The 13,582-nt window shown below is 41.6% G+C and carries 12 protein-coding genes; 10 read left to right on the top strand and 2 right to left on the bottom strand.

Annotated elements, in window-relative coordinates:
* The first annotated feature begins 22 nt into the window (after positions 1-22).
* Positions 23-805, top strand: a complete 783-nt coding sequence (gene spo0A / locus HUX68_RS04800; RefSeq protein ID WP_174613759.1) for a sporulation transcription factor Spo0A — start codon at positions 23-25, stop codon at positions 803-805.
* Between the two features lie 71 nt (positions 806-876).
* On the opposite strand, the gene HUX68_RS04795 is transcribed toward spo0A, so the two are convergent.
* Both HUX68_RS04795 and HUX68_RS04790 read right to left on the bottom strand, forming a co-directional pair.
* Positions 877-2,232, bottom strand: a complete 1,356-nt coding sequence (locus HUX68_RS04795; RefSeq protein ID WP_174613758.1) for an aspartate kinase — start codon at positions 2,230-2,232, stop codon at positions 877-879.
* A gap of 71 nt (positions 2,233-2,303) precedes the next feature.
* Entirely contained in the window at positions 2,304-2,537 is a 234-nt protein-coding gene (locus tag HUX68_RS04790; RefSeq protein ID WP_174613757.1) for a DUF2627 domain-containing protein, read from the bottom strand.
* Between the two features lie 145 nt (positions 2,538-2,682).
* Here HUX68_RS04790 and HUX68_RS04785 point away from each other — a divergent pair, with 145 nt between their 5' ends.
* From HUX68_RS04785 to HUX68_RS04745, 9 genes are all read left to right on the top strand, one after another.
* On the top strand, positions 2,683-4,746 hold the full coding sequence (locus HUX68_RS04785; RefSeq protein WP_174613756.1) for a sigma-54 interaction domain-containing protein: 2,064 nt from the start codon (positions 2,683-2,685) through the stop codon (positions 4,744-4,746).
* Between the two features lie 197 nt (positions 4,747-4,943).
* Positions 4,944-6,038 (top strand): branched-chain amino acid dehydrogenase, encoded by a 1,095-nt coding sequence (gene bcd, locus HUX68_RS04780; protein ID WP_174613755.1) that lies wholly within the window; start codon positions 4,944-4,946, stop codon positions 6,036-6,038.
* 29 nt (positions 6,039-6,067) lie between these two features.
* Positions 6,068-7,174, top strand: a complete 1,107-nt coding sequence (gene buk / locus HUX68_RS04775; RefSeq protein ID WP_174613754.1) for a butyrate kinase — start codon at positions 6,068-6,070, stop codon at positions 7,172-7,174.
* 4 nt (positions 7,175-7,178) lie between these two features.
* On the top strand, positions 7,179-8,600 hold the full coding sequence (gene lpdA / locus HUX68_RS04770) for a dihydrolipoyl dehydrogenase (RefSeq protein WP_174613753.1): 1,422 nt from the start codon (positions 7,179-7,181) through the stop codon (positions 8,598-8,600).
* A gap of 21 nt (positions 8,601-8,621) precedes the next feature.
* Positions 8,622-9,614 carry a thiamine pyrophosphate-dependent dehydrogenase E1 component subunit alpha gene (locus HUX68_RS04765; protein WP_174613752.1) on the top strand — a complete coding sequence of 331 codons (993 nt, stop codon included), beginning with the start codon at positions 8,622-8,624 and terminating at the stop codon, positions 9,612-9,614.
* A gap of 15 nt (positions 9,615-9,629) precedes the next feature.
* Positions 9,630-10,613 (top strand): alpha-ketoacid dehydrogenase subunit beta, encoded by a 984-nt coding sequence (locus HUX68_RS04760; RefSeq protein ID WP_174613751.1) that lies wholly within the window; start codon positions 9,630-9,632, stop codon positions 10,611-10,613.
* Positions 10,614-10,634: 21 nt separating this feature from the next.
* Positions 10,635-11,891 (top strand): dihydrolipoamide acetyltransferase family protein, encoded by a 1,257-nt coding sequence (locus tag HUX68_RS04755; RefSeq protein ID WP_174613750.1) that lies wholly within the window; start codon positions 10,635-10,637, stop codon positions 11,889-11,891.
* Between the two features lie 90 nt (positions 11,892-11,981).
* Positions 11,982-12,413: a BrxA/BrxB family bacilliredoxin gene (locus HUX68_RS04750; RefSeq protein ID WP_174613749.1), complete on the top strand. Its 432-nt coding sequence runs from the start codon at positions 11,982-11,984 to the stop codon at positions 12,411-12,413.
* Between the two features lie 170 nt (positions 12,414-12,583).
* A complete protein-coding gene (locus HUX68_RS04745; RefSeq protein WP_174613748.1) occupies positions 12,584-13,576 on the top strand; it encodes an aromatic acid exporter family protein in 993 nt (330 codons plus the stop codon).
* The last annotated feature ends 6 nt before the right edge of the window (positions 13,577-13,582 follow it).

The raw sequence follows: 13,582 nt of genomic DNA, 5'->3' as shown, positions 1-13,582 counted from the left end.
CATAAAAGGAGGAAGTTATTCAGTGGATAAAATTTCAGTTTGCTTAGTTGACGACAACAGGGAGCTTATTCAGTTAATGGAGGACTATTTTGATTCAACTGATGATATTGAGGTCATCGGGACTGCATACAATGGCAGAGACTGCCTGGAAATGATGGAAGAAAAGGAACCGGATGTTTTAATACTGGATATTATTATGCCGCATGTTGATGGTCTTGCAGTTTTAAATAAATTGCGTGAAACAGAAAGAAACAGTTTTCCAAATGTTATCATGCTTACTGCTTTCGGACAGGAAGAAGTCATGAAAAAAGCGGTTGATTTGGGGGCATCATATTTTATTCTTAAACCATTTGATTTGGATAATCTTTCAGATCAGATTCGTCAGGTTCAAGGAACAAATACTTCTGTTCCGACGAGTACGAAAAAAGCAGGAAGCAGAGACCTGAAGAAGAAAGATCTGGAGGCAAGTATTACAAATATCATTCATGAAATTGGAGTTCCGGCCCATATTAAAGGTTATATGTACCTCCGGGAGGCCATTACGATGGTTTATAATGATATAGAGCTCTTAGGTTCCATTACAAAGGTATTGTATCCGGATATTGCGAAGAAGTTTAATACTACAGCCTCAAGGGTTGAGCGTGCAATCCGGCATGCGATTGAAGTTGCCTGGAGCCGTGGGAATATGGACTCAATTTCCAAATTGTTCGGTTACACAGTAAGTATCTCCAAGGCAAAACCGACGAATTCTGAGTTTATTGCGATGGTAGCCGACCGTCTGAGATTGGAGCATAAGGCAAGCTAATAGTGATAAATGTGTTCCAGACAGTAAAAAATATCCCGTATCACCTTAATAGTGGTACGGGATATAAGTTTCTATTCTTCATCATTAAAAAATACTTCATACAATGATTTAATCGCAGGTTCCAAATCTTCAGACTGAATTCCAAACATCATGGAAACGTCCGATGAACCCTGGTTAATCATTTCAATATTTACATTTGCCTGCGTGAGTGCAGTGGCGGCTTTCTTGGCAATTCCAACTGTACTCATAAGTCCTTCTCCAACAATCATCAACATGGCAAGATTGCGGTGCATTTTAATATTGTCAGGCTGTAGTTCATCCTGGACGCGTCTCAGTACTTTTTTCTCTTTTTCATATGAAAAATTAAAGTCCCGGATAATAACAGACATATCATCGATTCCTGATGGAGCATGCTCAAATGAAATCGATTCATCTTCCAGTATCTGCAGCAATTTTCGACCAAAGCCAATTTCCCGGTTCATTAAATATTTGCTTACAAACATGCTCGAAAAACCGGTGTCTCCGGCGATTCCTATTACACATTTTTCGTGGTGCTTTTTTTCGGCTACAATTAACGTCCCCGGTGCATAAGGATTATTGGTATTTTTTATGCATACCGGTATTTGATGCTGAAAAGCAGGTATTAACGCTTCATCATGAAAAACAGAAAATCCGGCATATGATAATTCGCGCATTTCCTTATAAGTCATCGTCGTTATTTCTTTCGGGTTCTTAACAATTTTGGGATTTACGGAATAGACCGAATCAACGTCAGTAAAATTCTCATACAGATCAGCTTGTACACCGGCAGCAACAATCGAACCGGTAATATCTGATCCGCCTCTTGGAAATGTCATCAGTTGTCCATCTTTCGTATACCCGAAAAAACCCGGAACAATCATGATTTCTTCTTTTTCACGAAGTTTGTACAGCTCTTTATAGCTTTCGTCCAGAATCTGTGCCTGCCCTGGGTCATTACTGACAATAATACCCGCATCTTTTGGATTAAGATACGTAGCATTTAATCCCAGTTTTTTCAGGTACATGCTGATAATTTTTGCACTGCTGTCTTCTCCAACGGATTTCAGTGTATCCATTTTGGTTCTGTCTGATGAATTGTCTGAAATAATACGTAATATGGATTGTTCCAAATCCTGCAAAAAGGTTTGCTCAATTTCAAGTTCTTCGGCAATTTCCGAAAAACGGATGAGAACTGTCTGCAGTCGCTTCGTGTAATCTTCTTTGTTAAGTACACTTTCCGCTAACTGAATTAAAAGGTCGGTCACTTTGACATCGTCTTGATTCCTTTTTCCTGGGGCGGAAACAACGATTATTTTCCGTTCAGGGTCATCTTTAATAATATCCCCGACTTTTCTGATTTGTTCTGAGTTTGCTACGGAACTTCCCCCAAATTTCGTTACTTTCATTAAAATCTCTCCATTTTTACTTTTTTTATAGTTTAACATATTTTTAAATAATAAAAAGATGACTTTGATGGTCATCTTTGATTTCTTTTGTTATGAAGCTGTCTTTTTCGGTCACGATGAACAATAAATCCCCCGATAAAAGCAATTCCCGCAATGAACAAAACAAGACCTGCCGCGAATTGAATACCAATATGTAAAAAAATTGGGTTATATTCGTCAAATAATGTATCACGCATGAGTTTAATTCCATAAGCGGAAATCAGCCCTGGTATAAACAGCAGTAAAGCTGCGATGATGCGAACCATATTACTCCCTCACCAATTCTAGCTGAATAATTTCTCACTTAAGTATAGCAGAAGATTGTTTAAAATAGAAATTATATCGGATTTGCTAAAAATTGCAGAATCCCGTATCATGATTATATGCAAAGTATTGCAAGGTGGGGAATTCATGAAAAATGTTTTGATTGTTGGTGCGGGTAAAGGCGGAAGTGCCTTGCTGAAAATTTTATACAATACGGATCGCATGAAAATTGCTGCTGTCATGGACCATAATCCTGATGCTGCCGGTATTATACAGGCCCGGGAAATGGGCATTCCCACAGGTGTGAACTGGCGGGAATGGGTGTACAGGGATATTGATATTGTGATTGAAGCTACTGGAAATGAAAATGTGCTTAATGATTTGTTGGAAACCACCAGTCGATCAACCGTTGTAATTCCTGGATCCGTTGCTTACATAGTATCAGAACTATTGGAAGAAAAGGAATTATTGGTTAAACGGCTTCAATTGCAGAGTGAAAATCAGGAGTTGATTCTTAACAACATCCGTGATGGTATGATTGTGGTTAATGAACGTGAACAGGTTCAGTTTGTCAATAAAAGCGCAGAGCGGATTACAGGTGTTGCGAAGGATCACTTTATAGGTAAAAATATCAAGGATGTTATTGCTGGAACAAGGCTTCCGCATGTAATCCGAAGCAGGAGGCGGGAGGTTAACCAGAAGCTTGCTCTCGGAAACGGCAAAAAGGTGATTACGACCAGAATGCCGATAATCAATATCGAGGAAAGGCTGATTGGAGCTTTTGCCGTTTTTAAAGATATTACCGAAGTAGTTAACCTAGCCGAGGAAAACACCGACCTCAAAGAAATCAAAACGATGCTTGAAGCGATTATTCAATCGTCTGAAGAAGCAATCAGTGTCGTAGATGAAAGTGGAACTGGCATCATGATTAACCCAGCCTATACGAGAATTACCGGTCTGAAGGAATCTGACATTGTTGGAGCACCAGCCACGGCAGATATATCTGAAGGCGAAAGTATGCATATGAAAGTTCTGAAGAACCGGCGTGCTGTTCGTGGAGTGCGAATGAAGGTAGGTCCAGCCAAACGGGATGTTCTCGTTAATGTAGCACCTGTGATTGTTGATGGGAAAATAAAGGGAAGTATCGGTGTATTACATGATGTTTCCGAGATAAAGACATTGACAAGCGAACTGAAACGCGCCAGACAGATTATAAGAAACCTGGAAGCAAAATACACATTTGATGATATTATCGGCTCGTCAGAAGAAATGAAAATATCGCTGGAGCAGGCGAAAGTTGGTGCGAAAACTCCTGCCTCCGTTTTGCTCAGAGGTGAGTCAGGTACCGGTAAGGAATTGTTTGCACATGCCATTCATAATGAAAGTGACCGCAAACATAATAAATTTATTCGGGTAAATTGTGCTGCTATTGCTGAATCGATCTTGGAAAGTGAGTTATTCGGATATGAGGAAGGTGCTTTTTCCGGGGCAAAACAGGGAGGTAAGAAAGGTTTTTTTGAGGAAGCAAATCTCGGCAGTATTTTTTTGGATGAAATAGGGGAATTATCGTTGCACATGCAGGCAAAACTGCTTCGTGTTTTGCAGGAAAATGAAATCGTCCGTGTGGGTGGTACCAATCCGATTTCATTAAATCTTCGGATTATAACAGCAACCAATGTTAATTTGGAAAAGGCCATTATGAACAAGACGTTCAGAGAAGATTTGTATTATCGATTAAACCGGCTGCCGATTTATATTCCATCACTGAAGGAGCGGATTAATGATCTTCCCGACTTAATCCAGCATATCATTGATAAAACCAATCAGGATTATGGTCGAAATGTTATCTCTGTCAGTGAACAAGCTTTTAAGTATTTGAAAAGTTATCACTGGCCGGGAAATGTACGTGAATTGGAAAATGTGATCGGACGGGCCATGATCTACATGGATATGAATGAAGAAGAAATACAGAAAAAACATATACCTGATTTGACTGTAGCAGCCGCCGGAAAGGATGGGGAGAAAACTGTCATCCCGGAAGTTCCTGACCAAAGCCTGCAGCAGGCTGTTAATAACTTTGAAAAAGAATACATCCGAAAAGTATTTGAAAAAAACAATTATAATAAAACGAAAACTGCTAAAGAATTGCAGGTCTCCATTCGAAATTTGTACTACAAACTTGAAAAATATAGCATGCAAAATTTTTCGTGATTGCAATTTTTTGCACTCCTTCAAAAGGGCTTAAATAAAGCGCTTACAATAATGAGGTGTTTGGCATGCTTTTTGCATGTTAGTAAGTGGTGAACTTAAATTATTTATCAACGTATTAAGTAGTGCACTGTGAAAGCTAATGACTGATTTGCAGACAGGTTGACTTCTGATGCAACTACAACAAGGAGGAAATAAACATGGAGATTTTTAAGTATATGGAGAAGTATGATTATGAACAGTTGGTGTTCTGTCAGGATGAAAATTCTGGTTTGAAAGCGATTATTGCGATTCATGATACGACGCTTGGACCAGCGCTTGGTGGAACAAGAATGTGGACATATGACTCCGAAGAAGATGCGATTGAAGATGCGTTGCGGCTTGCTAAAGGTATGACTTATAAAAATGCGGCTGCCGGATTGAATTTAGGTGGTGGGAAGACAGTGATCATTGGGGATCCCAAGAAAGATAAAAGCCCTGAAATGTTCCGTGCATTCGGACGATACATTCAAAGCTTGAATGGCCGTTATATAACTGCGGAAGATGTTGGTACGACTGTTGATGATATGGATTTAATTCATATGGAAACTGATTATGTAACTGGTATTTCGCCTGAATTTGGTTCATCCGGAAATCCTTCCCCCGTTACAGCATATGGAATTTATAAAGGAATGAAGGCTGCGGCGATGGAAGCTTTCGGCACTGCTTCACTTGAGGGCCGAACAGTTGCCGTCCAAGGTGTCGGAAACGTTGCCTACACGGTCTGCAAGCATCTACATGAAGAAGGAGCCAAACTGATTGTTACAGATATTAACAAGGAAGCTGTCAATCGGGCTGTCGAGGCATTTGATGCAACAGCAGTAGACCCGGAAGAAATATACAGCGTTGATTGTGATATATATGCACCATGTGCTTTAGGGGCAACAGTTAATGACGAAACGATTCCACAATTGAAGGCTAAAGTTATTGCCGGTTCCGCAAATAATCAGCTGAAAACGTCAGAGCATGGTGACATTATCCATGAGAAAGGCATTGTATACGCTCCGGACTACGTCATTAATTCCGGTGGGGTTATCAATGTGGCCGATGAATTGAATGGGTATAATCAAACCAGAGCTATGAAAAAAGTGGAAACCATCTATGACAGTCTGATGCGAGTATTTGAAATTTCCAGACGTGAAAATATACCGACGTATGTGGCAGCTGATCGCATGGCCGAGGAACGTATTGCATCCGTTCGCAAGTCACGAAATCAATTTTTGCTGAATGGACACCACACGCTTAGCAGACGGTAATTCTGCTATTGATTACGGGGAGAGATGGTATGGCGTTTCAGCATTATCGAATAATGGTTGTCAATCCGGGACCCGACATAACAAAAATTGGTATTTTTGAAGATGAAATATGTATTATGGAAAAGATTATCCAGCATGATAGCAGGGAATTAGAAGCCTGTCATCGAATAGCGGATCAGGCGGAAATTCGTAAATCAGCTGTATTGGAACAACTCGATAAGGAAGGTATGAATATTTCCCGGCTTGATGCAGTTTGTGGCCGGGGAGGGCTTCTTCGTCCTATTAAAGGTGGTACTTATCGCGTGAGTCAACCGATGCTGTATGATTTAAAAGAAAGTTTTTACGGAGAGCATGTTTCAAATCTTGGTGGAATCATTGCATATGAAATAGCAGATGGTCTAAATATCCCATCTTTTATCGTCGATCCGATTGTGGTTGATGAACTGGATGAAATAGCAAGAATTTCCGGAGTTCCTGAATTTCCCAGAAAAAGCATTTTCCATGCATTAAACCATAAAGCTGTTGCAAGACAGGCTGCTGCTGAAATTGGAAAGGCTTATACAGAATCCAATTTGATTGTTGCACACATGAGTGACGGAATTACAATCGGTGCTCATCATCGTGGCAACGTAATCGATGTTAACAATGGACTCCATGGTGAAGGACCGTTTTCAACTGAACGTGCGGGAACGGTGCCATCGGGGAGCCTGGCAGCTTTATGCTATTCCAGTCAATATTATTTAGATGAAATAATGCAAAAGTTGAAGGACCAAAGTGGCTTAAAAGGTTACTTACACACCAGTGATCCGGTGGAAATTGAAAAACGGGTCAATGAAGGCGATCGATTTGCAAAGATGATATATGAAGCGATGGTTTATCAGATTACCAAAGAAATAGGTGCGATGAGTACAGTATTAAAAGGGGATATAGATGCGGTAGTTTTAACGGGTACGCTTGCACATGGGAAATTATTGGTTGAATGGATAGCCAATCGTGTAAACTGGATAGCGGATGTTATAACATATCCGGGAGAAAATGATTTGCAGGCTTTAAACAATGGAACATTGAGGGTGCTGAAGGGAGAAGAACTTCCGAACAGCTACCCCAATTATTCAGAAGTAGATGAGGGAGTGTAACAATATGGCAAAAGAATACGATCTTGTCGTTCTTGGAGGCGGAACAGGTGGATATGTGTCTGCAATAAGAGCTTCACAGTTGGGTATGCAGGTTGCAATTGTTGAAAAGGGTGACCTGGGAGGAACCTGTCTGCATAAAGGCTGTATTCCATCCAAAGCTTTGCTGCGCAGTGCGGAAGTATTCAGGCAGACAAAAGAAGCTGATACATACGGAGTGGAAACAAACGATGCAAAACTAAATTTCAGTAAGGTGCAGGAGCGGAAGAATGGGGTTGTTGCGCAATTGCATAAAGGTGTTCAGGGTTTGATGAAAAAAGGAAAAATTGATGTCTATAAAGGCTTCGGACGAATCCTGGGTCCAAGTATTTTTTCACCGATGCCCGGAACAATCTCCATTGAATATGAAAATGGTGATGAAAATACGATGATTGTACCTAAAAATGTTCTGGTTGCTACCGGTTCAAAGCCACGTTCATTACCTGGCCTTCAAATTGATGGAACCGCTGTCATAACTTCTGATGATGCACTGCAAATGGAAGAACTTCCTAAGTCAATCATTATAGTCGGCGGCGGAGTCATTGGAATCGAATGGGCGTCCATGCTGGCAGATTTCGATGTCAATGTAACAGTAGTTGAATACCTGGACCAGATTTTACCGACTGAAGATCAGGATCTTGCCAAGGAAGCAGAAAAACTGCTGAAGAAAAAGGGAATTACGTTTGTGAAAAGTGCAAAGGTGTTGCCTGACACCCTTGAAAAAGATAATGGTGTATCGATCCAGGCTGAAATAGATGGGAAGAAAGAAACGTTTACTGCTGATAAAATGCTCGTATCTGTCGGGCGCGAAGCAAACACAGTGAATATCGGTTTGGAGAACACTGATATTGTTGTAGAGAAAGGGCATATACAAACAAATAAATTTTACCAGACGAAAGAATCGCATATTTATGCGATTGGAGATGTTATTGGTGGTATGCAGCTGGCACACGTTGCCTCACATGAGGGAATCGTTGCAGTTGAGCACATGGCTGATACTTATCCGCTGCCAATCGAGTATGACAATGTACCGACATGTATTTATTCAAATCCGGAAGTTGCCAGTGTCGGGTTGACTGAAAAACAGGCAAAAGAAAAAGGGTTTGAAGTAAAAATTGGTAAATTCCCTTTTCAGGCTATCGGCAAAGCGTTAGTTTATGGTGAATCTGAAGGATTTGTAAAAATAATTACGGATAAAGACAGTGAGGATCTGCTCGGCGTGCACATGATCGGCCCGCATGTGACCGATATGATCAGTGAAGCAGGGCTCGCGAAAGTACTGGATGCCACAGCATGGGAAATCTCACACAGCATTCATCCGCATCCAACACTTTCCGAAGTAATGGGTGAAGCAGCGTTGGCGGTAGAAGGAAATCAGATACACGGATAATTTTAAAGGGAGGGAATCTAAATGGCAAAAAATCGCCATGAGGCATTAGGTCTGACAGATGACCAGGTAATGGAAATGTATAAGACAATGCTTTTAGCAAGAAAAATAGATGAGCGGATGTGGTTGTTAAACCGTGCGGGAAAAATACCGTTTGTTATTTCCTGTCAGGGGCAGGAGGCAGCCCAAGTTGGAGCCTCATTTGCTTTGAACAGGGATACGGATTACGCGGCACCATACTACCGCGACATGGGGGTTGTACTGGCATTCGGTATGACAACCAAAGAATTGATGCTCTCCGGTTTTGCAAAAGCGGAAGACCCTAATTCAGGCGGGCGTCAAATGCCAGGTCACTTTGGACAAAAGAAGAACAGATTGCTGACCGGTTCTTCGCCGGTTACAACACAGCTTCCGCATGCAGTCGGAGTTGCCTTGGCAGCAAAAATGGATCAAAAAGATATAGCTTCACTCGTAACATTAGGTGAAGGTTCATCCAATCAAGGTGATTTTCACGAGGGGCTTAACTTTGCCGGTGTTCATAAGCTGCCTGTGATCACAATGGTTGAAAACAATAAATATGCAATTTCAGTTCCGCTGGAAAAACAAATCGCTTCTGAAAGCGTATCGGTGCGTGCGCAAAGTTATGGCATGCCTGGTGTAACAGTTGATGGAAATGATCCCCTCGCTGTATATGAGGCAGTAAAAGAAGCGAGGGAGAGGGCGAGTAAAGGGGAAGGTCCTACATTAATCGAGGCAGTCTCCTATCGACTTACTGCACATTCAAGTGATGATGATGACCGTCAGTACAGAGACAGCGCCGAAGTGGAAGCAGCTAAAAAGAAAGATTCATTGATTACGTTTGCGGCTTATTTGAAAGAAGAAGGATTGTTAACTGACGAATTGATGAAGGAAATTGAGGGTGAAATCGGTGACCTTGTCAATGAAGCTACCGATTATGCGGAAAACGCACCATATGCAGAAGCGGAATCCGCGTTAAAATATGTTTACGAAGAGTAGGGAGGGAGTTAAACAATGCCAGTTATGTCATATATCCAAGCTGTAACAACAGCTCTGAAAGAAGAAATGCAGCGTGATGAAAATGTTTTTGTATTAGGGGAAGATGTTGGAAAGAAGGGCGGCGTATTTGGTGCCACAAAGGGATTATATGATGAATTTGGTGAACAGCGCGTGATTGATACGCCACTTGCAGAATCGGCGATAGCCGGTGTTGGTATTGGAGCTGCTATGTACGGAAAGCGTCCGGTGGCTGAAATGCAGTTTGCGGATTTTATTATGCCGGCTGTCAATCAGATTATTTCCGAAGCAGCCAAAATCAGATACCGTTCCAACAATGACTGGAATGTGCCAATGACGATCCGGGCTCCATTCGGCGGCGGCGTCCACGGGGCACTGTATCATTCTCAGTCGGTAGAAGCAGTTTTTGCCAATCAGCCAGGACTGAAAATTGTAATACCGTCAACTCCGTATGATGCCAAAGGATTATTAAAAGCATCCATACGTGATAATGATCCTGTATTGTTTTTTGAACATAAACGTGCATATCGCTTATTAAAAGCTGAAGTTCCGGAAGATGATTATGTTCTTCCAATCGGCAAGGCTGATGTGAAGCGTGACGGCTCTGACGTTACTGTGATCACTTACGGGCTGGCTGTTCATTTCGCACTACAAGCGGCAGAAAAATTGGAGGAAGAAGGAATCGACACACATATTCTGGACCTTCGAACCGTTTATCCGCTTGATAAAGAAGCGATTGTGGAGGCAGCATCTAAAACAGGGAAAGTGTTGCTTATCACGGAAGACAACAAAGAGGGAAGCATTATTGGAGAAGCAGCAGCGATCATTGCCGAAAATTGTCTGTTCGATTTAGACGCTCCGGTACAGCGTCTCGCCGGGCCCGATGTTCCGGCAATGCCGTATGCTCCTACAATGGAAAAGTATTTTATGATTAATCCGGATAAAGTTGAACAAGCAATTCGGGAATTAGCCGAATTTTAATCAGATAAGGAGGGACTTATCATGGCCACGGAAAAAATTAATATGCCTCAGCTTGGAGAAAGTGTGACGGAAGGTACCATCAGCTCTTGGCTGGTGGGTGCCGGTGATAAAGTAAACAAATACGATCCAATTGCAGAAGTCATGACAGATAAAGTAAACGCCGAAGTTCCATCTTCATTTACAGGGGTCATCAAGGAACTGATTGCACAGGAAGGCGATACAATCGAAGTCGGGGAGCTTATGTGCTATATCGATGTTGAAGGTGGCACCTCTTCTGATGCAGGTTCAAAAGCACAAGAGGAAACCAGCAAACAGCAAGAAACTAAAACCGAAAGCACGGGAGATCAATCCATGAAGAAGCGTTATTCGCCTGCTGTTTTGCGTCTTGCTCAGGAAAATGATATTGAGTTGGATCATGTAGACGGGTCCGGCAGAGGCGGTAGAATAACACGGAAAGATATTGAAAATATCATCGCGTCCGGTGAAACACCGAAAGCTTCAGCACCAAAAGAAGAACCGGTGCGTCAAGATACGAATAAACCAGATAAAACTGCCGCACCGGAAGTTTCTGCACAATCAGGTGATATTGAAATCCCTGTTACAGGCGTACGAAAAGCAATCGCTCAAAATATGGTGAGATCAACGACGGAAATACCGCATGCCTGGATGACTGTTGAAGCCGATGTAACCGATCTGGTGAAATACCGCAATCAAGTCAAAAATGATTTTAAACAAACGGAAGGATACAGCCTGACATTTTTCGCATTCTTTGTTAAAGCTGTCGCACAAGCGCTGAAGGAATTTCCGCAACTTAACAGTACATGGGCTGAAGATAAAATCATTCGGCGTAAAGATATTAATTTATCTATCGCTGTTGCTAAAGACCAGGAGCTATTTGTGCCGGTAATTAAAGCTGCAGATGAAAAGAGTATTAAAGGAATCGCCAAAGATATTAATGACCTGGCAATGAAAGCCCGGACAGGTAAGCTGACATCAGAAGATATGCAGGGTGGCACGTTTACAGTTAATAATACCGGATCATTTGGTTCCATCCACTCAATGGGTGTCATCAATCATCCGCAAGCGGCAATTCTGCAGGTCGAATCCATTGTGAAACGACCTGTCATCATTAATGATATGTTCGCAGCGCGTGATATGGTTAATCTGTCTCTGTCACTTGACCACCGGATTTTGGATGGCCTTATTTGCGGTCAATTCCTGGCAAGGGTGAAAGAACTATTAGAAAATATCAATAAAGATACAACAAACATATATTAGGAAGTTATTTGAATTGAAATCTGCCCATAAAATTGATAAGCTGATAGCAGGTTATAACAATAATTACTCTAATAAGGGGATGGAATTGAAATGGATTTTAACCTGTTCATGAATGACGTTGTAGACGCAGCGCGTACGGATATAAAAGAAGCTGGTTATGAGGAGCTGACTACTTCTGAGGCAGTGGACGCGGCCATGAAACGCGAAGGATCCACCCTCGTAATGGTTAACTCTGTTTGTGGTTGCGCCGGCGGTGTTGCGCGTCCAGCTGCAGCCAATGCCATTCATTATGACAAGCGTCCTGATCATCTTGTGACTGTATTTGCGGGACAAGACAAAGAAGCTACAGAAAAAGCCAGAGAATATTTTGAAGGGTATCCGCCTTCTTCACCTTCATTTGCTTTTTTGAAAGACGGCCAAATCGTTACAATGCTTGAACGTTCCGATATTGAAGGCTATAGTGCAGTAGATGTGATTGGTAAGCTTCAACATGTGTTTGATGAGCATTGCAAGGAAATATAAGTAATCACCGATAAATTTCGGTTTAAAGGGGCTGTCTCAATGTTAACGGGTCAGCCCCGTTTTATTAGGGCAAATTTTAAATGCGATGCAAAAGCACTTCATAAGGAAATTATCGACTTTATCGAACTTTTCCATTTCACGGGATAATACATAACAAGGGAGAATTAATCGTGATCATTGGCCCCCGGACAATAAAGACAGCAATAGGAACAACCATCGCAATTTCGATTGCTCAATTTATGGATTTGTCCAATTTCGTGTCAGCGGGTGTTTTAACTATTCTGTGCATCCAGCCGTCGAGGAAAAAATCGGTTATAAGCGCATGGCATCGATTTTTGGCATGCATCCTGGCAAGTCTGTTCTCCTTTGCATTTTTTGAAACAATTGGTTACAACCCGGTTGTTGTGGGGCTAATGCTTGTCTGTTTTATTCCTGCTACCGTTTTTTTGAGAATAACACAAGGGATCGCAACGAGTTCTGTTATTATCTTAAATTTATACAGTGCCGGTGATATCCCAATCCAATTCTTAATCAATCAGTTTTTTCTGATTGTAGTCGGGGTTGGTATAGCTCTGTTAATAAATCTGTATATGCCGAGTCTGGATAAACCACTCAGGGAAAAGCAAATGGAATTGGAACATAACTTTCAAAAGATATTGCACGAAATTGCTCTTTACATACGAACTGACACCCAGGAATGGGATGGCAGAGAAATTACAATTTGTGAAAACTTATTGCAGGAAGCTTCGGATTTGGTATCATTGGATAGAGAAAATCATTTACTGAGGAGTAAACATCCATATGCAGATTACTTTACGATGCGGAATCGTCAATTCGAATTGCTGCAAAGAATGTTGCCATTGGTAAGCCGTTTACCTAAAATTGATTCCATCTCAATTAAAATTGCCGACTTTTTTGAGGAATTATCCAAGGCGGTTCATCCGGGGAATACGGCGGTCATTTACCTGAAACAGCTGGAGGAACTGCGCAGGGAGTTTGACGACGAATCATTACCGGAAACACGGAAGGAATTTGAAACACGGGCAAACCTGTTTCGGCTCCTCCATGAAATTGAAGACTATCTGCTGATCAAAAAGAAATTTAAGGAAAGCGATGTTAAAAAGAAAACAAAAAAGACCGGTATCGTAAAGACCAGTCTTTGACATTGC

This window comes from Virgibacillus ihumii (genome assembly GCF_902726655.1).
Classification (GTDB): Bacteria; Bacillota; Bacilli; order Bacillales; family Amphibacillaceae; genus Lentibacillus; species Lentibacillus ihumii.
The sequence above is the reverse complement of the archived record's forward strand: the minus strand, read 5'-3'. Positions and strand labels throughout refer to the sequence as shown.